The sequence below is a fragment of the Chelatococcus albus genome (assembly GCF_030067675.1).
Classification (GTDB): Bacteria; Pseudomonadota; Alphaproteobacteria; order Rhizobiales; family Beijerinckiaceae; genus Chelatococcus_A; species Chelatococcus_A albus.
The window spans coordinates 161,767-180,407 of the sequence record NZ_JASJEV010000007.1 but is presented as its reverse complement, the minus strand read 5'-3'; the positions used below and the strand labels follow the sequence as shown (position 1 = coordinate 180,407).

The 18,641-nt window shown below is 72.9% G+C and carries 16 protein-coding genes; 14 read left to right on the top strand and 2 right to left on the bottom strand.

Annotated elements, in window-relative coordinates:
- Positions 1 to 75 precede the first annotated feature (75 nt).
- From phnD to QNA08_RS12755, 4 genes are all read left to right on the top strand, one after another.
- Positions 76 to 987: a phosphonate ABC transporter substrate-binding protein gene (phnD, locus tag QNA08_RS12770; protein WP_283741094.1), complete on the top strand. Its 912-nt coding sequence runs from the start codon at positions 76 to 78 to the stop codon at positions 985 to 987.
- Between the two features lie 155 nt (positions 988 to 1,142).
- On the top strand, positions 1,143 to 2,027 hold the full coding sequence (gene phnE / locus QNA08_RS12765; protein ID WP_283741093.1) for a phosphonate ABC transporter, permease protein PhnE: 885 nt from the start codon (positions 1,143 to 1,145) through the stop codon (positions 2,025 to 2,027).
- Entirely contained in the window at positions 2,024 to 2,893 is an 870-nt protein-coding gene (gene phnE, locus QNA08_RS12760; RefSeq protein WP_283741092.1) for a phosphonate ABC transporter, permease protein PhnE, read from the top strand. Before phnE (QNA08_RS12765) ends, phnE (QNA08_RS12760) begins: the two co-directional genes overlap by 4 nt.
- 256 nt (positions 2,894 to 3,149) lie before the next feature.
- A complete protein-coding gene (locus QNA08_RS12755) occupies positions 3,150 to 3,500 on the top strand; it encodes a DUF6665 family protein (RefSeq protein WP_283741091.1) in 351 nt (116 codons plus the stop codon).
- An 18-nt stretch (positions 3,501 to 3,518) separates the two neighbouring features.
- On the opposite strand, the gene phnF is transcribed toward QNA08_RS12755, so the two are convergent.
- The gene (phnF, locus tag QNA08_RS12750; protein ID WP_422679913.1) at positions 3,519 to 4,307 is read right to left on the bottom strand and encodes a phosphonate metabolism transcriptional regulator PhnF; all 789 of its coding nucleotides are present in this window, start codon (positions 4,305 to 4,307) and stop codon (positions 3,519 to 3,521) included.
- A gap of 95 nt (positions 4,308 to 4,402) precedes the next feature.
- On the opposite strand from phnF, the gene phnG reads away from it, so the two are divergent.
- The 9 genes from phnG to QNA08_RS12705 all read left to right on the top strand — a co-directional run bounded on the left by phnG (position 4,403) and on the right by QNA08_RS12705 (position 11,409).
- Positions 4,403 to 4,873, top strand: coding sequence for a phosphonate C-P lyase system protein PhnG (gene phnG, locus QNA08_RS12745; protein ID WP_283741090.1), 471 nt, complete (start codon positions 4,403 to 4,405; stop codon positions 4,871 to 4,873).
- Positions 4,873 to 5,490, top strand: a complete 618-nt coding sequence (gene phnH / locus QNA08_RS12740) for a phosphonate C-P lyase system protein PhnH (protein ID WP_283741089.1) — start codon at positions 4,873 to 4,875, stop codon at positions 5,488 to 5,490. Before phnG ends, phnH begins: the two co-directional genes overlap by 1 nt.
- Before the next feature lie 2 nt (positions 5,491 to 5,492).
- Complete coding sequence (locus tag QNA08_RS12735) at positions 5,493 to 6,602, top strand: carbon-phosphorus lyase complex subunit (RefSeq protein WP_283741088.1); 1,110 nt, start codon at positions 5,493 to 5,495, stop codon at positions 6,600 to 6,602.
- Positions 6,599 to 7,498 (top strand): alpha-D-ribose 1-methylphosphonate 5-phosphate C-P-lyase PhnJ, encoded by a 900-nt coding sequence (locus QNA08_RS12730; protein WP_283741087.1) that lies wholly within the window; start codon positions 6,599 to 6,601, stop codon positions 7,496 to 7,498. The genes QNA08_RS12735 and QNA08_RS12730 overlap by 4 nt, the downstream gene beginning before the upstream one ends.
- Before the next feature lie 19 nt (positions 7,499 to 7,517).
- Positions 7,518 to 8,294 (top strand): phosphonate C-P lyase system protein PhnK, encoded by a 777-nt coding sequence (gene phnK, locus QNA08_RS12725; RefSeq protein WP_283741212.1) that lies wholly within the window; start codon positions 7,518 to 7,520, stop codon positions 8,292 to 8,294.
- A complete protein-coding gene (phnL, locus tag QNA08_RS12720) occupies positions 8,291 to 9,004 on the top strand; it encodes a phosphonate C-P lyase system protein PhnL (protein ID WP_283741086.1) in 714 nt (237 codons plus the stop codon). The genes phnK and phnL overlap by 4 nt, the downstream gene beginning before the upstream one ends.
- Before the next feature lie 23 nt (positions 9,005 to 9,027).
- On the top strand, positions 9,028 to 10,179 hold the full coding sequence (locus QNA08_RS12715; RefSeq protein ID WP_283741085.1) for an alpha-D-ribose 1-methylphosphonate 5-triphosphate diphosphatase: 1,152 nt from the start codon (positions 9,028 to 9,030) through the stop codon (positions 10,177 to 10,179).
- The gene (gene phnN / locus QNA08_RS12710; protein ID WP_283741084.1) at positions 10,176 to 10,790 is read left to right on the top strand and encodes a phosphonate metabolism protein/1,5-bisphosphokinase (PRPP-forming) PhnN; all 615 of its coding nucleotides are present in this window, start codon (positions 10,176 to 10,178) and stop codon (positions 10,788 to 10,790) included. Before QNA08_RS12715 ends, phnN begins: the two co-directional genes overlap by 4 nt.
- Before the next feature lie 133 nt (positions 10,791 to 10,923).
- Positions 10,924 to 11,409, top strand: a complete 486-nt coding sequence (locus tag QNA08_RS12705) for a transposase (protein ID WP_283741083.1) — start codon at positions 10,924 to 10,926, stop codon at positions 11,407 to 11,409.
- Positions 11,410 to 11,442: 33 nt separating this feature from the next.
- Here the strand turns inward: QNA08_RS12705 and QNA08_RS12700 are convergent, their stop codons facing one another.
- Entirely contained in the window at positions 11,443 to 12,876 is a 1,434-nt protein-coding gene (locus tag QNA08_RS12700) for a peptidoglycan-binding protein (RefSeq protein WP_283741082.1), read from the bottom strand.
- Between the two features lie 455 nt (positions 12,877 to 13,331).
- On the opposite strand from QNA08_RS12700, the gene QNA08_RS12695 reads away from it, so the two are divergent.
- Positions 13,332 to 18,560, top strand: a complete 5,229-nt coding sequence (locus QNA08_RS12695) for an alpha-2-macroglobulin family protein (RefSeq protein WP_283741081.1) — start codon at positions 13,332 to 13,334, stop codon at positions 18,558 to 18,560.
- Positions 18,561 to 18,641 lie beyond the last annotated feature (81 nt).

The window sequence follows — 18,641 nt, the reverse complement described above, 5'->3', positions numbered from 1 at the left end:
TCCAGCCACGACCCGCGCGAGCGGGCGAGGGGCGCACGGGAGCTGCGCCCGCAACGAAGGAACAGGAGAAAACCCATGCTGAACCGCCGCACGCTCATCGGCGCTGCGCTCGCGGGCCTCGCGCTCGCCGGCGCGGCCGAGGCTCAGGACTGGAAGGCGAAATATCCCGAGCTCACCTTCGCCATCGTCCCGGCGGAAAACGCCTCCGGTGTCACCGACCGCTACGGTCCCTTCGTGGACTATCTGTCGCGCGAGATCGGCGTGCCGGTGAAGCTGCGCATCGCCAATGACTATGCGGCGGTGATCGAGGGCCAGAAGGCAGGCAACATCCACATCGCCTTCCACGGCCCCTCGTCCTACGCCCGCGCCGTCACGACCGGCGCCCGGATCGAGCCCTTCGTCATCGAGGTCGGCAAGGGCGGGGTGAAGGGCTACTACTCCGTCTTCTACGTGAAGAAGGACAGCCCCTACCAGAAGATCGAGGACCTGAAGGGCAAGAACCTCGGCCTCGTCGACCCGAACTCGACCTCGGGCAACAACGTGCCGCGCTTCGCCCTCGACAAGATGAAGATCGACCCCGAGACCTTCTTCGGCAAGGTGGTCTACACGGGCAGCCACGAGAACGCGGTCATCGCGCTCGGCCAGGGCACGGTCGACGCCGCCGCCAACTGGTGGAACGCCGAGGATGACTCGAACCTCGCGCGCATGGCCAACAAGGGCATGGTGAAGAAGGACGATTTCCGCATCATCTTCAAGTCGGACATGATCGTGAACTCGCCCTATGCCTATCTCTCCGACCTGCCGGCCGACCTGAAGGCGAGGATCGCCGGGGCCTTCGTCGACGCCGCGAAGAAGGACAAGGCGGCCTTCGACAAGCTCTCCGACGGCAAGAACGACCCCTTCGAGCGCGTCGACCACAAGGCCTATCAGCCGATCATCGAGCTCAACAAGTTCGTCGACGACCTGCGCAGGAAGAAGGCGTCGTAACGCCCCGCCGACGGCATCGGGGCGAAGGCGGACGGCGGGCCGGTTGCGGCCCGAGGCCGCACCCGTCGGCATCCCCGGGCATCCCCGGGGATCGCGACGAAGCGGGCCGCGAGCCCGGCCCGGCCGCTGACGGACGACAATCCCGGAACCTCCCCGTGGCGCCAGCCCTCACCCGCCTGCCGGACGCCGAGCTCGCCCGGCTCGCCGCCGCCTACCGTGCCGCCGTCGCGGCCAGGCGCCGGCAGACGCTCCTGTTCCTCGCCGTTCTCGCCGTTCTCGTGCTCGCCGCCGCGCGGGTGGGGGAGGTGGACCCGGCCAGGTTCGCGGCCAACCTGCCGCGCTTCACGCACTACATCCGCGACCTCGTGCCACCGCTGACCTGGGCGAATCTCGGCGCAGACCTCGCCGAGTGGTTCTGGGGCTGGAAGTCGTGGGGGCGCCAGCTCCTCGACACGCTGCTCATCGCCTATATGGGCACGCTCGCGGGCGCCGCCGGCGCCTTCTGCCTTGCCTTCCTCGCTTCGGCCAATCTCGTGCGCTCGCGCGCCGTGCTCTTCGCGACGCGGCGCTTCCTCGAGTTCTGCCGCACGGTGCCGGAGATCGTCTTCGCCCTCGTCTTCGTCGTCGCCTTCGGCCTCGGGCCGATGCCCGGCGTCCTCGCCGTCGCCGTCCACACGCTCGGCGCGCTCGGCAAGCTCTTCGCCGAGGTGGTGGAGAACATCGACATGAAGCCCGTCGAGGGGGTCAGCGCCACGGGCGCGACCTGGGTCGGGACGGTGCGCTTCGCCGTCGTGCCGCAGGTCCTGCCGAACTTCGCCTCCTGCGCGCTCCTGCGCTTCGAGATCAACGTGCGCAGCGCCGCCGTCATGGGCTTCGTCGGCGCCGGCGGCATCGGCCAGGACCTCCTCGAGGCGGTCCGCAAGTTCTACTACACCGACGTGAGCGCCATCCTCGTCATGATCATTCTGACGGTCTCGGCCATCGACCTCGCCACCGAGGTCCTGCGCCACCGCCTCATCGGCTGGAGCGGCGAGCGATGACACGATCCCTTCGCGAGGCCGCGCTCGCCGACCGCGCCGGCCTCATCACCCGCCACCCGCGCGTCTTCGCCGCCGATCACCGCGGCCGCGCCCTCACGCTCGTCATCCTCGCGGGCCTCGTCGGGCTGATGCTCTTCGGGGGCCTCCGCTTCGACTTCTCGCTCGCCCGCCTCGGCTCGGGGCTGGCACAGCTCGCCACCTTCGTCGGCCTCATGCTGCCGCCGACGCCCGGCAGCCTGGCGCGCTTCGTCGTCTATCTCCATGCGCTCGCCGAGACGCTCGCCATCGCCTTCCTCGGCACGCTCACGGCGGCGCTCGTCGCCCTGCCCGTCGGCTTCCTCGCCGCGAAGAACGTCGTGCCGGGCCGCCTCTTCCATTTCGGCATCCGCCGCGGGCTGGACGTCTTCCGCGGCGTCGACGTCCTGATCTGGGCGCTCGTCTGGATCAATGTCGTGGGCCTCGGGCCTTTCGCCGGTATCCTCGCCATGGCGACGGCGGACTTCGGCGCCTTCGGCAAGCTGTTCTCGGAGGCGATCGAGGCCGCCGACAGGAAGCCGGTCGAGGGCGTCGCCTCCGCCGGCGGCTCCCCGCTGCACGGCGTGCGTTTCGGGCTCCTGCCGCAGGTTCTGCCGGTGATGGCGAGCCAGATCCTCTACTATCTCGAATCGAACACCCGCTCGGCCACCATCATCGGCGTCGTCGGCGCCGGCGGCATCGGCCTGCATCTCTACGAGCAGATCCGCACCTTCGAGTGGCAGCAGGTCGCCTTTCTCGTGCTGATGATCCTCGTCACGGTCGCGGTCATCGACTTCGTCTCCGCGCGCCTGCGCTTCCTCATGATCGGCCGGGCCGAGCCGCCGGCCTAGGGCGGGACGGCCGGGACAGGCCCGGCCATGACCGGCGAGCCATTTCAGGCGGGAAGGATCGGCGTTCTCCTTCATTCGGCGCATGATTGGGCGCATGCATCCCCCGGTCCCCGGGCAGCCTCCGGGTGCGGCCCGGAACAACAAGGGTGATCGGCCGGCGTGCGGGTGTAGAATGGCAGGCGGGAGCCGCCTCGCATCCTCCGGCATCGCAGTCCGGCTAGCACGACCGGCGGGACCCCTCCGCGAGCCGATCGCCATGACCCTTCGCCCGCCCCAGAACCTGCGCCAGTCCCCCACCAGCGGGGTCAATCCGCTCGACATCGAGCTGATGCACGAGAAGGCGGTGGCGCTCGGGCGCCTCGCCGACGGGCTCGTCGCCAGCCTCGCGGCGCTCGCCGCCTTCGATCTTGCCCATCCCGAGCAGGGCCTTCATACCGCGCAGGAGCGCGCCCGCCGCGAGGCCCTGGTCGACGCCGCCGGGCGCGCCCTCTGGTTCCTGATGGTGCAGCGTGACGCCTGCGGCCTCCATCGCAACGAGGATCTGGTGCGCGACTACGGCGTGCCGCGTGAGGTCGTGAACTGCGTCGGCGCCGCGCGGGCGCGCTGAAGCGGCCTCGTCCGGGCCTCAGCCCGCCACGCGCAGCTCGACGCGATCGGCGGCGAAGAAGGCGCGCGTCGCCTGGATCGGCACGCCTGCGGCATCGACATTGACGCCGTCGACCACGAGCAGGATGCGCCCGGGCGAGAGATCGAGCCGGGCGGCATCCTCCACCGTCGCGAGCCTGGCGCTGATGCGGGTTTCGGCGCGCATGTAGTCCGGCACGCCGCAGGCGGCGAGCGCGCGCGTGATCGAGCCCGTGTCGCGCAGCGCGGCCGCCATCCCGGCAAAGCGCGGCAGGGGGAAGAAGGACGTGCCGAAGGAGACGGGCGTGCCGTCGACGAAGCGGCGCATCTCCGTCTCGAGCACGGGGGCGCCCACGGCGATCCGCAGGATCGACGCCACATGCTCGTCTGCCGCCGTCTCCACCGCCGAGATGAGCTCGCCGCCCGCCTCGTGCCCTTCGCGCGTCACGATCTCGGTGAAGCGCGTGCGCCGGCCGATGGGGTAGGCGAGGGGCTTTGCCTCCACGAAGGTGCCGCGCCCCTGCGTGGCGCGCAGCAGGCCCTTTGCCGCGAGCACCGCGATCGCCCGGCGCACCGTGTGGCGGTTCACCGCGAAGCGGGCCGCGAGCTTCGCCTCCGTCGGCAGCTGCGCTCCCGGCGCGAGACGCCCGGCGGCGATGTCCGCCTCGATCTCGTCGGCAATCTGCCGCCAGGCGGCGACCCCCTGGCCGCGCGCGAGCGGCAGCGCCGTCACGCGGCCGTCGTCCTCCTCGATTAGGGCACTGCTGTCCACCGGCATCGCCATCGTCATCGAACCGTCACTGGATTTCCTCATACAGTTGTCTATACCAATAGATGAATCATGAGGAAAGCGTGGCGTACCGCCGCGCCGGCGAGAGAAGGACGATGACGGCCTTGCCCCGACAGACGCAGGACGACGGACACGCGGCCCGGCAGGCGGCCATGGCGGCCTGCAGCGAGGCGACCTGTGCGGAGCTCGCGCAGGCGCTCGAACAGCTCGCGCCCCTGCCCGCCGCGGAGGACCTGCGCGCGCCCGAGACGGGCCTCGTCATGCTGCGCGGCCGCATGGGCGGCGACGGGCGGCCCTTCAACCTCGGCGAGGCGACGGTGACGCGCGCCGCGGTGCGGCTCGCCACGGGCGAGGCGGGCTTTGCCTATCACCTCGGCCGCGACGCGGGCAGGGCGCGCCTTGCCGCCATCCTCGACGCCCTCTGGCAGGCGCCCGCCCGCCGCACCGCGGTCGAGGCGGCACTCGCGCCCATCCGCGCCCGCCTCGCGGCGGAGGCCGGGACAAGGGCGCGCCGGACGGCCGCGACGCGTGTCGACTTCTTCACCATGGTCCGGGGAGAGAGCTGATGGCGGGCAATGCCCTCGCACGCGCCCCGCTCGCCGCCGGCTTCGCCGATCCGGTGCGCGACTCCCAGGCGGTCTTCCGTGCCGTCATGACCGCGCTCGCCCGCCCGGCGCTGCCGCAGCCGCTGGCCGTGGCGCTCGGCCCGCCCGCGCCCTTGACGCCGGAACTCGCGGCGGTGGCGCTGGCGCTCGCCGATCACGAGGCCCCCCTGTGGCTCGACGGGCCGCTCGCCTCGGTGTCCGCGGTCGCCGATTTCCTGCGCTTCCATACGGGCGCGCCCATCGTGACCGACCCGGCCGGGGCCGCCTTCGCCCTCGTCGCCGACGCGGCCGCGCTGCCGCCCTTCGACGCCTTCGCCCAGGGCACGCAGGACTATCCCGACCGCTCCACGACCGTGGTGGCGGCGGTGGAACGGCTCGCGCAGGGGAGGGGGCTCGCCTTCGAGGGGCCGGGCATCAGGCAACGCGCGGCCCTCGACGCCGCGCCCGTGCCGGCCGATCTCGCCCAGCGCCTTGCCCGCAACCGCGCGCTCTTCCCGCGCGGGGTCGATCTCGTCCTCGTCGCGCCCGGCCGCATCGCCGGCCTGCCGCGCTCGCTCACGCCCGTCGGGGAGCCCTGAGCATGTACGTTGCCGTCAAGGGTGGCGAGAAGGCCATCGACAACGCCCACCGGCTCCTTGCCCATGCCCGCCGCGGGCCGGCCGACCTGCCCGAGGTGGCGCCGGCGCAGATCGCCGCCCAGCTCACCCTCGGCGTCGACCGCGTCATGGCGGAAGGCTCGCTCTACGACCGCGACCTCGCCGCGCTTGCCGTCAAGCAGGCGCGCGGCGATCTCGTCGAGGCGGCCTTCCTCGTGCGTGCCTTCCGCACGACGCTGCCGCGCTTCGGCCATTCGCTGCCTGTCGACACGACGCGCATGGGCGTCGAGCGGCGCGTCTCCGCCACCTTCAGGGACCTGCCGGGCGGGCAGGTGCTCGGACCGACCTTCGACTACACCCACCGCCTGATCGATTTCCGGCTCGCCGCGGGCGCCGAGCCGCCGGCCCCGGCCGAAGCACCGGCCACGCCGGACGAGCCCATGCCGCGGGTCACCGACCTTCTCGACGGCGAGGCCCTCATCGAGCGCGAGGCACCGGGGGAGGAAGGCGCGCCCATCGGCGACCTGACGCGCGAACCCCTCGATTTCCCGGCCGATCGCGACCTGCGCCTGCAGGCGCTCGCCCGCGGCGACGAGGGCTTCCTGCTCGCGCTCGCCTATTCGACGCAGCGCGGCTACGGCCGCACGCATCCCTTCGTCGGCGAGGTGCGCTTCGGCGAGGTCGCGGTCGAATTCGTGCCGGAGGAACTCGGCTTTGCCGTGCCGCTCGGCCGTGTCGCCGTCACGGAGTGCCAGATGGTCAACCAGTTCAAGGGCTCGGCGCAGGTGCCGCCGCAGTTCACGCGCGGCTACGGCCTCGTCTTCGGCCAGAGCGAGCGCAAGGCCATGTCCATGGCCCTCGTCGACCGGGCCCTGCGCGCCCGCGAATTCGGCGAGGAGGTGGTGGCGCCGGCCCAGGACGAGGAATTCGTCCTCGCTCACGCCGACAACGTGCAGGCGACCGGCTTCGTCGAGCATCTGAAGCTGCCGCACTACGTCGATTTCCAGGCCGAGCTCGAGCTCGTGCGGCGGATGCGCGCGGAGCACGCGGCGCGCGGGAGCGAGGCGGTCGGCATGCGGGAGGCCGCGGAATGAGCGCCGCCACCGGCTACAGCTTCGCCTATCTCGACGAGCAGACGAAGCGCATGATCCGCCGCGCGATCCTCAAGGCGATCGCCGTTCCGGGCTATCAGGTGCCCTTCGCCTCGCGCGAGATGCCGATGCCCTACGGCTGGGGCACCGGCGGCGTGCAGGTTACCGCCTCGATCATCGGCCCCGACGACGTGCTCAAGGTCATCGACCAGGGCTCGGACGACACGACGAACGCCGTCTCCATCCGCAAGTTCTTCGCAAGGACCGCCGGCGTCGCCACCACGACGAAGACGCGCGAGGCAACCGTCATCCAGACGCGCCACCGCATCCCGGAGGCGAAGCTCGGCGAGCACCAGATCCTCGTCTACCAGGTGCCGATCCCCGAGCCCCTGCGCTTCCTCGAGCCGCGCGAGACCGAGACGCGCAGGCTGCACGCCCTCGCCGACTACGGGCTCATGCACGTCAAGCTTTACGAGGACATCGCCCGCCACGGCCACATCGCCACGACCTACGCCTATCCGGCCGAGGTCGCCGGGCGCTACGTCATGGACCCTTCCCCCATCCCCAAGTTCGACAATCCCAAGATGGACATGTGCGAGGCCCTGCAGCTCTTCGGCGCCGGCCGCGAGAAGCGCATCTACGCCGTGCCGCCCTGCACGCGGGTGAGAAGCCTCGATTTCGAGGACCATCCCTTCACCGTGCAGAGCTTCCGGGAGCCCTGCGCGCTCTGCGCCGCCACCGGCGTCTATCTCGACGAGGTGGTGCTCGACGACCGCGGCGGGCGCATGTTCGTCTGCTCCGACACGGATTTCTGCGAGGAGCGCCGGGCCGACGGCCACCGGGGCCACCTCCTGGGCGAGGCGCCGGCGGCGATCGCCGGGGAGGCGGGCGATGCGTGAGACGAACCGCGTCCGGGCCATGCCGGACGCACCGCTGCTGTCCGCCGAGAGCCTGACGAAGTTCTACGGGCCGCGCCTCGGCTGCGCCGACGTGAGCTTCGACCTCCACGAGGGCGAGGTGCTCGCCGTCGTCGGGGAATCGGGCTCCGGCAAGTCGACGCTCCTCAGCCTCCTGTCGACGGAGCTCGCGCCGAGCCGCGGCGCGGTGCGCTACCGCATGCGCGACGGCTCCGTGCGCGACCTCAACGCCCTCACCGAGGCCGAGCGCCGCTTCCTCCTGCGCACGGACTGGGGCTTCGTGCGCCAGGACGCGCGCGAGGGCCTGCGCATGGGCGTCTCGGCCGGGGCCAACGTGGGCGAACGCCTGATGGCGGTGGGCGATCGCCACTACGGCCGCATCCGCGCCACGGCGCTCGACTGGCTCGGCCGCGTCGAGATCGAGGCGGCGCGCATCGACGACACGCCGCAGAGCTTTTCCGGCGGCATGCGCCAGCGCCTGCAGATCGCGCGCAACCTCGTCACCCGTCCGCGCCTCGTCTTCATGGACGAGCCGACGTCCGGCCTCGACGTCTCGGTACAGGCGCGCCTCCTCGACCTGATCCGCGGCCTCGTCGCGGAACTCGGCCTCGCCGTCGTCATCGTGACGCACGACCTCGCCGTCGCCCGCCTCCTGTCGCACCGCATCATGGTCATGCGGCAGGGCCGGGTGATCGAGACGGGCCTCACCGACCAGGTGCTCGACGATCCCCGCGAGGCCTATACCCAGCTCCTCGTGTCCTCGGTGCTCGCCGCATGACGACCGCTTCGCCCCTCCTGACCCTGGAGACCGTCTCCAGGACCTTCACGCTGCACCTGCGCGGCGGCCTGCGGCTTCCCGTCGTCTCCGGCGTGAGCTTTTCCGTCCTGCCCGGCGAATGCGTCGTGCTCGGCGGGCCCTCGGGCGCCGGCAAGTCCTCGATCCTGAAGATGGTCTACGGCAACTACCGCTGCGACGGCGGGCGCATCCTCCTGCGCGACGGCGCCGAGACCGTCGACGTGGCGCGGGCCGAGCCGCGCCGCATCCTGCGCCTGCGCCGCGACGTCATGGGCTACGTGAGCCAGTTCCTGCGCGTCATCCCGCGCGTCCCTGCGCTCGACATCGTCACGGAGGCGGCGCGCGAGACGGGCGTCGCCGCGGAGGAGGCCCGCCGGCGGGCCGAGCGCCTGCTCGCCCTCCTCAACGTGCCGGAGCGCCTGTGGAGCCTGCCGCCGGCGACCTTTTCCGGCGGCGAGCAGCAGCGCGTCAACATCGCCCGCGGCCTCGCCGCCGAGCGGCCGGTGCTTCTTCTCGACGAGCCGACCGCCTCCCTCGACGCGCGCAACCGCGCCGTCGTCGTCGATCTCGTCGCCGAGAAGAAGGCGCAAGGCGTCGCCGTGCTCGGCATCTTCCATGACGAGGACGTCCGCGACGCGGTGGCCGACCGCATCGTCGACGTCACCCGCTTTGCCGGAGCCAGGGCCGCCTGAAGAAGGCCGGATGGACCATTGACATGACCGATACGACCGACAGTTTCCTTCTCGAAAATGCCACCCTCGTCCTGCCGGACCGGGTGGTGGAGCGCGGCTGGATCGCGGTCGCCGCCGGTCGCATCGCCGACCTCGGCGAGGGCCGTGCCCCCGAGCGCGGCATCGACATCGGCGGCGACACGGTGCTGCCCGGCCTCGTCGAACTGCACACCGACCACCTCGAAAGCCATTTCTGCCCGCGCCCCAAGGTGCGCTGGCATCCCCTGAGCGCGGTGATGGCCTATGACGCGCAGATCGTCGCGGCCGGCATCACCACCGTCTTCGATTCCCTGCGGCTCGGCTCCGACTTCGACAACAAGTCGCTGAACAGCGATCTGTGGGTCCTCGCCGATGCCATCGAGACGGCGGCCACGGCTGGCCACCTGCGCGCCGAGCACCGCACGCACCTGCGCTGCGAGATCTCGGCGAGCGACGTGATCGAGCAGGCCGAGGCTTATGTGGCGCGCTATGCGGCGCATCTCATCTCGCTCATGGACCACACGCCCGGCCAGCGCCAGTTCCGGGACATCGAGATCTGGAAGGGGTTCTACGGCGGCCGGGGCAACGATGCGGCGGAGCTCGACGCGCTGATCGAGCGGCGCCTGTCGCTGCACGCCAGGAACGCGGTCGCCCATCGCCGCCGCCTCGTCGCGCTGGCCGGCGAGCGCGGCATCGTGCTCGCGAGCCATGACGACGCCACGCCGGAGCATGTCGCGGAGGCGGTGTCCGACGGTGTCGCCATCGCCGAATTTCCGACCACGGCGGAAGCGGCGCACGCCTCGCACCGGGCGGGCATCAGGGTGATGATGGGCGGGCCCAACGTGGTGCGCGGTGGCTCGCACTCCGGCAATGTGGCGGCCGAGGCGCTGGCGCGCGAGGGCGTGCTCGACATCCTCTCGTCGGACTACGTGCCGGCGAGCCTGCTGCTCGCGGCCTTCGACCTGCCGCGCCGCCTGCCCGCGATCACCCTGCCGCAGGCGGTCGCGACCGTCACGCTCAATCCGGCGCGGGCGACGGGCCTTCACGACCGCGGCGCGCTCGGCGCGGGGCTCAGGGCCGACCTCGTGCGCGTCCACCTCACCGCCGGCACGCCCATTGTGCGCTCCGTCTGGCGCGAGGGGCGCCGGGTCGCATGAGCGGCCTTGCTCACGCCTCCGGGCCGCGGGCGGGGGATGGCGCCGCGGGCTGGCTCGTCTGCGTCGTCGGGCCGAGCGGCGCGGGCAAGGACACGGTCATCGCCGCCGCCCGGGCCGAGCTTGCCGGAGATCCCGCCTTCCTCTTCCCCAGGCGCCTCGTCACGCGTGCCCGTTCGCCCTGGGAGGATCACGAGAGCCTGAGCGAGGAAGCCTTCGCCGCCGGCGTGAGCAGGGGGGCCTTCGCCCTGCACTGGCGCGCCCACGGGCTCGGCTATGCCCTGCCGCGCACGCTCATCGACGAGGTGCGCGGCGGCCGCGTCGCCGTGTGCAACCTGTCGCGCACGCGCATTGCCGCCGCGCGCGAGCACTTCGGCCGCGTCGGCGTCGTGCTGGTGACGGCGCCCCCCGAGGTCATCGCGGCCCGCCTCGCCGCCCGCGGGCGCGAGAGTGCCGAGACCATCGCCGGCCGTCTCGGCCGGGCGGATGCGGTGGGGGGAGACGTCGCGCCCGATCTCGTCATCCGCAACACCGGCACGGTCGCGGCGGGCGGGCAGCATCTCGTCGCCTATCTGAAGGAACTCGCGGCCGCCGCCGCGCCGCCGCCGGAGTGAGGCGCCAGGCCGTGCGTTGCGGGCGAACGTTGCGCGTGGAGCCATCCGGTGTGATGATACCGCATGTTGCGGCCTGAGAGTGGTATCGTTGTCCTGGGGCCATTCGGCCGCATCTTCGCCGAGGGAGCGTCACATGGCCGATCGGGCTGGGCGGGAACATCGGCTGGAGGACACCGGGGCGAGCCTCAACAAGGCCCGGGAGGTGCCGTTCGGGCGCCGACTGGCTGACCGGGCGGGTGTCGGCTTCGGGCTGACGGACGAGGTCTGGCGCAACTTCGAGCCCCACCTCACGGGGCCGGCCGGCCGGCGGGGCCGTCCGGCCGTCGACCGCCGCCGCGACCTCGAGGCGATGCTCTGGGTCGCGACCACCCGGCGCAACTGGCGCGAGCTGCCGCCGCGCTATGGTCTGTGGAACTCGGTCTACCGCCAGTTCGAGCGCTGGTCGGCGGCGGGGCTGTGGCTGAAGATGCGGGCCCAGCTCGCGGCCGACGCCGAGGCGAGCGAGGACATGCGCCGCCTCGTCGACACGCTGCTGTCCCTCGAAAAGCGGCCGAAGGTCCGCAACGACGGCATGATTCCGCGTCGCGATCCGGGCCCGCCGGAACGTCCCCCCCATTGAGGCCCGTCTGCCTGCAGGCGGCCCGCCGGGCCGTCAACGGCCGCAGCTGACGGCGACGACCGAACGGCCGGCTTCGGCCGCGATGGCGCCGGCGCTCAGCGGCGCGGCGGAAGAGGCCGGCGCTGCCGCCAGCGGCGGATCGCCGAGGAGGCGCGCGATCGCTGCCGCATCGGCCATGGGATAGCGCGTTTCGACGGCGACGCCGGCGACGAGGCGCGGCGGGCTCGGCGGGGGAAGGACGATGCCCACGAGCGCCCCGCTCCTGTCGAAGACGGGTGCGCCCGCCGCTCCCGCCTGGAGCGGCGCCGCGAGGCCCGGAGTGCGGCCGCCGCCGGCGGCGATGGCCGCGGGACTGACCGAAGCGCCGCGCACGGCCGGGGAATGGGCGACGACGACGGCCGCCTCGCCCGCGGCCGGTGCGGCGGAGCGCAGGCGCGGGGGCGGGCCGGCGGGGGCGCTGCCGGCGTCGAGGAGCGCAAGGCCGCTGTCCTTGTCGCTGCGCAGGAGACGGGCTTTCTGCCCGGCGACGAGCGGGGCGGGGCAGGTCTCGACCACGGCCGAGGTCAGCACGCGGCCGCCGCCGACGGACAGGCCGGTGGCCGCGAGGGGCGGCGCTTCGGCGGCGGGGCGCGGCGGGGCGGCGGGCGTCGCCGCCGTGCCGGCCGCAGCCGTGGCCTTGCCCGGCGCCGCCGGGCCGGCGGGTCGTGCCGGGAAGGGCTCGAAGCTGTTGGCGACCGCGATGACGATGCGGTCGAGGGCCGGGGCGCGCTCCGGCGGGTAGGAGAAGGTGAAACCCCGCAGACCCGCGCCGGCGCCTTCCGGCGCCCGGGCGATGCGCGTGTAGAAGCGCCGGCCGCGATCCTCGCCCGTGACGACGAGCCAGTCCGGCCGCAGCGCCTTGTAGGTCACGCGCCGCGTCGGGCTCTCCGTCTTCAGGGTCTCGAACAGGGCGGCGAGATCGCTCGCGCCGTCACCCCAGGCGCCGGCCTCGAGCGTGACGGCCCCGTCCGCGGACGAAAAGCGCGTGCCCGTCTTCGTCGGCGTGCGCTTGTCGAGGACGCGCTGCGGCACGCCGATGGACAGGCCGCTCCGCTCCTCGGTGATGCGGGTGAAGTTCAAGTCCTGCCTGGCCTTCTTCGCCGCGGCGTCGAGCGCGCCACGCTCCTTCGCGTCGAGGAGGCCGTCCGGCGACAGCCGGGCGCGCGTCTCGAAGGAAAGGATCGCCTCGAAGGTGCGCCTGCCGAAGCCGCCGTCCACCGCGCCGTTGTAGTCCCCGGTCCAGACCAGCGCCTCCTGGATGGCGCGCCGGTCGGCCTCCGGCAGGGCCTCGAAGGCCGCCTTCGCCGCCTGCAGCTGCGGATCGGGTGCGGGCGTCTGTGCCGAGGCGGCGACGGGGACGGCGAGCGCGCCGAGAAGCGCTGCGCAGAGCGCCATCCGGGCGACGCGCGACCCCGTGCCTGCCATCATGACGCCTTCTCCGTCGGTATTCCGCAACGCACGCACTCTCGCAAAAGCCGCGGGCGCGGTCGAGTCGTCCATGCCACCGCGCGAGCCTCTGACCGTCACCCCGGAAGCCGCAGCAGCGGCTGTACGGGGCCCAGAACCGATTCCGGTTGCGGCAAGGACGCGGCGGCCGCCGCGCCTTCTGGTTCACGCGCATCGGTTCTGGAGCCCGGGCTCCTCGCTGCGCTCGGCCCCGGGATGACCGGGGGTGGTTCCCGCGCGGACGGCTCTCCCCCTCCTCCTCTCGCAGGCGTCCACCCTCGCTCCGCGGGCACCGTCGTTGCGGTAAGCACGTCCGCGCACTAGGGTCGGTGCGAGGCGTCACGCAGCGGTCGGGGCCGGTGATGTACACTCCCCACCCCAGCTTCGGCGCCCCGGATTTGGCGCCCGCGGCCGCCGGCAAGGATCGGGGAACTCGAATGACGCGCAAGCTCCTCATCTCGCTCGCTCTCGGCTTGTCCTTCCTCGCAGCCGCGGCGGGCAGCGCCTTCGCCCAGAAGAGCTTCGTGCGCGACGATCTGGCGAGCGATGCCCTGCGCCTCGAAGGCCAGCTCAGGAGCGAAGGGGCCGCTGCCGCGCCCGGGCGCACGGTCGAGCAGCTGAAGCGCGAGGCGGCGGGCCTCATGGCGCGCGGCAATGCGCGCGCGGCGCTCGCCTCCTTCACCGCCGCCGTCCTCGCCGAGCCGAAGGACGCAGCCGCCTGGCTCGGCTATGCCCGGGCGGCGGCGGCGATCGAGCCGAAGGACTACGGCGAGCGCTGGCGCCTGCGCGAGCGGGCGACGGCCGCCGCCTACACCGCCTATCAGCGCGCGGCGAACCGCGGCGAGGAGGCCGCGGCGCTCGCCCTCCTCGGCGAGGTCTATGCGCTGCGCGAGATCTGGCGCCCGGCCCTCGACGCCTACCGCGCGAGCCTCGCACTCGCCGACAATGCCTCCGTGCGTGCGACCTACGAGGACCTGCGCGAGAAGCACGGCTTCCGCATCGTCGACTACAAGGTGGATTCGGACGCGGCCTCGCCGCGCGCCTGCTTCCAGTTTTCCGATCCGCTCGCCCGCGGCAAGGTCGATTTCGCGCCCTTCGTCGCCGTGGCGGGCTCGGCCAACGCCGCCGTCTCGGCCGAAGACAGCCAGCTCTGCATCGACGGCCTGAAGCATGGCGAGCGCTACGCCGTCGTGCTGCGCCAGGGCCTGCCCTCGGCCGTCGGCGAGGCGCTGCTCAAGTCCGCCGACTACGACATCTACGTGCGCGACCGCGCCCCCCAGGTGCGCTTCACCGGCCGCAACTACGTCCTGCCGCGCACCGGGCAGGAGGGCATTCCCGTCGTCTCGGTCAACACGAGCCAGGTCGAGGTGGAGATCTTCCGCATCGGCGACCGCAGCCTCCTGCCGACCGTCCGCTCCGAGGAGTTCCTTGCCCAGCTCGGCCGCTACAGCACCGAGAGCATCGCCTCCGAGAAGGGCTTCAAGGTCTGGACCGGCACGCTCGACACCAGGGCGGACCTGAACAGGGACGTGGTCACCGCCTTCCCTGTGCTGGAGGCGGTGGGCAACAGGCTCGAGCCCGGCGTCTACATCATGACGGCGCGCCCCGCCGGCGGTCCTGCGCCGGAGGAGGACTATTCGCTGCGCGCCACGCAGTGGTTCGTCGTCTCCGACCTCGGCCTGACGGCGCTCTCCTCCGGCGAGGGCGGCGTCGACGTCGTGGTGCGTTCCCTCGCCACGGCCGAGCCGCTCGCCGACGTGGAACTGAAGCTCGTCGCCCGCAACAACGAGGTGCTGGCGACGAAGGCGACGGACCGGGCCGGCCGCGCGCGCTTCGACGCAGGCCTCGCGCGCGGCACGGGGGGCCTCGCCCCCGGCCTCGTCGTCGCCACCAGCAAGGGCGGCGACTACGGCTTCCTCGACCTCGGCCAGCCGGCCTTCGACCTGACGGACCGCGGCGTGAAGGGGCGCACGGCGCCGGGCCCGCTCGACGCCTTCGTCTTCAGCGAGCGCGGCGTCTACCGCTCGGGCGAGACCGTCTTCGTCACCGCCCTGCTGCGCGACGGCAGGGGCAACGTCGGCGCAAGCCTGCCGCTCACCCTCGTCGCCCGCCGGCCGGACGGCGTCGAATACAGGCGCCAGCTCGTCGAGGACCAGGGGCTCGGCGGGCGCGCCTGGTCGCTGCCGCTCCTCCCGGGCGCCATGCGCGGCACCTGGCGCGTGCTCGCCTATGCCGATCCCAGGGGCGCGCCGGTCGGGGAGACGACCTTCCTCGTGGAGGACTACGTGCCCGAGCGCCTGGAGGTGACGCTCGCGGCGCGGCAGAAGGCGCTGAAATCCGGCGAGCCGGCGGAGATCGACGTCGCCGCGCGCTACCTCTACGGCGCGCCTGGCGCAGCCCTCGACGTGACGGGCGAGGTCGTCGTGCAGCCGGCCGCGGGTGCCGCCGTTCCGGGGCTCGAGGGCTATGCCGTCGGCCTCGGTGACGAGGAGTTCGAGAACGTCACCGCCGAGATCGAGGAGAGCGCGACGACCGACGCCGCCGGCCGCGCCATGGTGCAGGCCCCCGTGCCGGAAGTCTCGGCGCCGCGCCCGGTCGAGGCAAAGGTCGTGCTGCGCGTGGGCGAGCCGGGCGGCCGGGCCGTCGAGCGCACGCTGACGCTGCCCATCCTGCCCAAGGGCATCGTGCTCGGCGTGAGGAAGCTCTTCGGCGAGCTCTCCGAGGGCGCAACCGCGACCTTCGACGTGGTCGTCGCCGCGGCGGACGGTCGCCGGCTGGCCAGGCCCGTGCAATGGAATCTCTACCGCGTCGAGCGGCGCTACCAGTGGTTCAGCCAGGACGGGCGCTGGTCCTACGAGCCCGTCAAGGCGACGCGCCGCGTCGCCGACGGGCGGCTCGACGTTGCCGCCGACGCCCCGGCGCGCATCGCCGCGCCGGTGCAGTGGGGCTCCTACCGTCTGGAGGTGGCGACGGGCGAGCCGGACGCGACGCCGACGAGCCTCGCCTTCGAGGTGGGCTATTCCGGCGAGCAGACGGCCGACACGCCGGATCGCCTCGACGTCACCCTCGACAGGGCCGGCTATCGCGCCGGCGAGGAGATGACGCTGAAGCTCGGCGCCCGCTTCAAGGGCAAGGCCACCGTGATGATCGTCGGCGACAGGGTCCATGACGAGCGCGTCGTCGACGTGACGCCCGACGGGCTCACCCTGAAGCTGCCGGTGAAGGCCGAGTGGGGGCCGGGTGCCTATGCGCTCGCCTTCGCGCACCGGCCGCTCGACAAGGCGGCGCAGCGGATGCCGGGCCGGGCGCTGGGCCTCGCCTGGTTCGCCGTCGACCGGGAGGCGCGCGCCCTCGCCGTCAACCTCGGCGCGCCCGCCTCCATGCGGCCGCGCGGCACCTTGCGCCTGCCCGTCAAGGTGGCGGGGCTCGCGGCGGGCGAGGAGGCGCGCGTCACGGTCGCCGCCGTCGACGTCGGCATCCTCAACCTGACGCGCTACGAGCCGCCGCGGCCCGGCGAGCATTTCTTCGGCCAGCGCCGGCTCGGCGCCGAGATCCGCGACCTCTACGGCTATCTCATCGACGGCATGCAGGGCACGCGCGGGGCCATCCGCTCCGGCGGCGACATGGCCGCGCCCCAGCTCGAAGGCGCCCCGCCGACGCAGGAGCCCGTGGCCCGCTATTCGGGCGTGGTCAAGGTCGGGCCGGACGGCACCGCCCTCGTCGAGTTCGACATCCCCGCCTTCAACGGCACGCTGCGCGTCATGGCCGTAGCCTGGGCGAAGGGCAGGGTGGGCCATGCCACCGCCGACGTCGTCGTGCGCGATCCCGTGGTGCTCACGGGGACCCTGCCGCGCTTCCTCGCGGTGGGCGACCAGTCGCGCTTCCACATCGCGCTCGACAATGTGGAGGGCGCGGCGGGCGACTATACGGTCGACCTCGACGTGCGCGGGCCGGTGACGCTGCCCGCCGACGCCGCCCGTCGCGTCCTGCGCCTCGCCGCCGGCGCGAAGACCGCGCTCACCATTCCGGTGACGGCGGCGGGCGTCGGCACGGCGATCTTCGACCTGCGCGTCACCGGCCCCGGCGTCGATGCCGGCCAGACCTTCACCCTGCGCGTGCAGCCCGGCACGCCGGCGCTGGTGCGCCGCACCGTGCGGCCGCTGCCGGCGCAGGGCAGCGTCACGCTGTCGGGCGATCTCGTCGCCGACCTCCTGCCCGGCACGGGCGTCGTCTCGGTGTCGGTCTCGCCGCTCGCGGCGCTCGACGTGCCGGGTCTCCTGCAGGCGCTCGACCGCTACCCCTACGGCTGCTCGGAGCAGATCGTCAGCCGCGCCCTGCCGCTCCTCTATGTCAACCAGCTCGCCGCCACCCAGGCCCTGCCGGCGGACACGGCGGTCGACCAGCGCATCCGCGACGCGATCGAGCGCGTGCTGGCGCGCCAGGATTCGACCGGCGCCTTCGGCCTGTGGTCGGTGGGCGGCGACGACGTCTGGCTCGACGCCTTCGTCTCCGACTTCCTGACGCGGGCGCGCGAGCGCGGCTTCACGGTGCCGCAGAAGCCCTTCGACCTCGCGCTCGACCGCCTGCGCAACCACGTCGCCAACACGACCGACTTCGACGAGAGGCAGGGGCAGGGCCTCGCCTATGCCATCTACGTGCTGGCGCGCAACGGCCGCCCGGTGATGGGCGACCTGCGCTATCTCGCCGACACGAAGATGCAGGGCTTCGTGAGCCCGCTCGCCCGCGCCCAGATCGCCGCCGCGCTCGCCATGCTGGGCGACCGCGCCCGGGCGCAGACGGCCTTCGCCGCCGCCCTCGATCGCCTGCGCGGGGAAAAGGACGACGGCCTGTCGCGGCCCGACTACGGCTCGCGCCTGCGCGACGGCGCCGGCATGCTGGCGCTCCTCGCCGAGACGGGCGGCGGGCGCGACTTCGTCCAGCGCGCGAGCCTCGTCGTCGAGGAGGCGCGCAGCGCTGCGCGCTGGACGAGCACGCAGGAGAACGCCTGGATGGTGCTCGCCGCAAGCGCCGTGGCCAAGGACGCCGAAGCCCTGTCGCTCGACGTCGACGGGGCGCCGCACAAGGGCGCGCTCTACCGCAGCTTCCGCGGCGCCGCCCTCGACGGCCGGCCGGTCGTCATCGGCAATGCGAGCCCGCAGGCGGCGCAGCTCGTCGTCGGCGTCTCGGGCTATCCGGCGACGCCCGAGCCCGCCGCCCAGCAGGGCTATGCGGTCGAGCGCGGCTACTACCGGCTCGACGGCACGCCGGCCGACCTGCGCCAGGTCAGGCAGAACGAGCGCCTCGTCGTCACGCTGAAGGTGGCGGAGGCGGAGGCGAAATACGCCCGCCTCCTCCTCGTCGACCATCTGCCGGCGGGCTTCGAGATCGACAACCCGAACCTCGTCGACGGCACGGCGCTCTCCGGCCTGTCCTGGCTGAAGCGCGACGTCGAGCCGGTGCACGCCGAATACCGGGACGACCGTTTCGTCGCGGCCTTCGACCGCGACAGGGGCCAGCCGGCCTTCTTCACCGTGGCCTATGTCGTGCGCGCGGTGAGCCCGGGGCGCTATGTGCATCCCCCGGCCGTCGCCGAGGACATGTACCGGCCCGAGCGCTTCGGCCGCACGGCTTTCGGCACCGTGGAGATCACGGCGGCGAAGCCTTGAGGCGCGCCGCCGGGAGGGGGTTCCGATGCGCCGGTTCGCAATCGCCCGGTTGAGACGCATCGCCCGCATGTTCCGCCTGTC

Excerpts from the sequence above, each read along its gene's own strand:
- phnD (WP_283741094.1), top strand. The coding sequence starts at position 76 with ATGCTGAACCGCCGCACGCTCATCGGCGCTGCGCTCGCGGGCCTCGCG.
- phnE (WP_283741092.1), top strand. The coding sequence starts at position 2,024 with ATGACACGATCCCTTCGCGAGGCCGCGCTCGCCGACCGCGCCGGCCTC.
- QNA08_RS12755 (WP_283741091.1), top strand. The coding sequence starts at position 3,150 with ATGACCCTTCGCCCGCCCCAGAACCTGCGCCAGTCCCCCACCAGCGGG.
- phnF (WP_422679913.1), bottom strand. The coding sequence starts at position 4,307 with ATGACGATGGCGATGCCGGTGGACAGCAGTGCCCTAATCGAGGAGGAC.
- phnG (WP_283741090.1), top strand. The coding sequence starts at position 4,403 with ATGACGGCCTTGCCCCGACAGACGCAGGACGACGGACACGCGGCCCGG.
- phnH (WP_283741089.1), top strand. The coding sequence starts at position 4,873 with ATGGCGGGCAATGCCCTCGCACGCGCCCCGCTCGCCGCCGGCTTCGCC.
- QNA08_RS12735 (WP_283741088.1), top strand. The coding sequence starts at position 5,493 with ATGTACGTTGCCGTCAAGGGTGGCGAGAAGGCCATCGACAACGCCCAC.
- QNA08_RS12730 (WP_283741087.1), top strand. The coding sequence starts at position 6,599 with ATGAGCGCCGCCACCGGCTACAGCTTCGCCTATCTCGACGAGCAGACG.
- phnK (WP_283741212.1), top strand. The coding sequence starts at position 7,518 with ATGCCGGACGCACCGCTGCTGTCCGCCGAGAGCCTGACGAAGTTCTAC.
- phnL (WP_283741086.1), top strand. The coding sequence starts at position 8,291 with ATGACGACCGCTTCGCCCCTCCTGACCCTGGAGACCGTCTCCAGGACC.
- QNA08_RS12715 (WP_283741085.1), top strand. The coding sequence starts at position 9,028 with ATGACCGATACGACCGACAGTTTCCTTCTCGAAAATGCCACCCTCGTC.
- phnN (WP_283741084.1), top strand. The coding sequence starts at position 10,176 with ATGAGCGGCCTTGCTCACGCCTCCGGGCCGCGGGCGGGGGATGGCGCC.
- QNA08_RS12705 (WP_283741083.1), top strand. The coding sequence starts at position 10,924 with ATGGCCGATCGGGCTGGGCGGGAACATCGGCTGGAGGACACCGGGGCG.
- QNA08_RS12700 (WP_283741082.1), bottom strand. The coding sequence starts at position 12,876 with ATGATGGCAGGCACGGGGTCGCGCGTCGCCCGGATGGCGCTCTGCGCA.
- QNA08_RS12695 (WP_283741081.1), top strand. The coding sequence starts at position 13,332 with ATGACGCGCAAGCTCCTCATCTCGCTCGCTCTCGGCTTGTCCTTCCTC.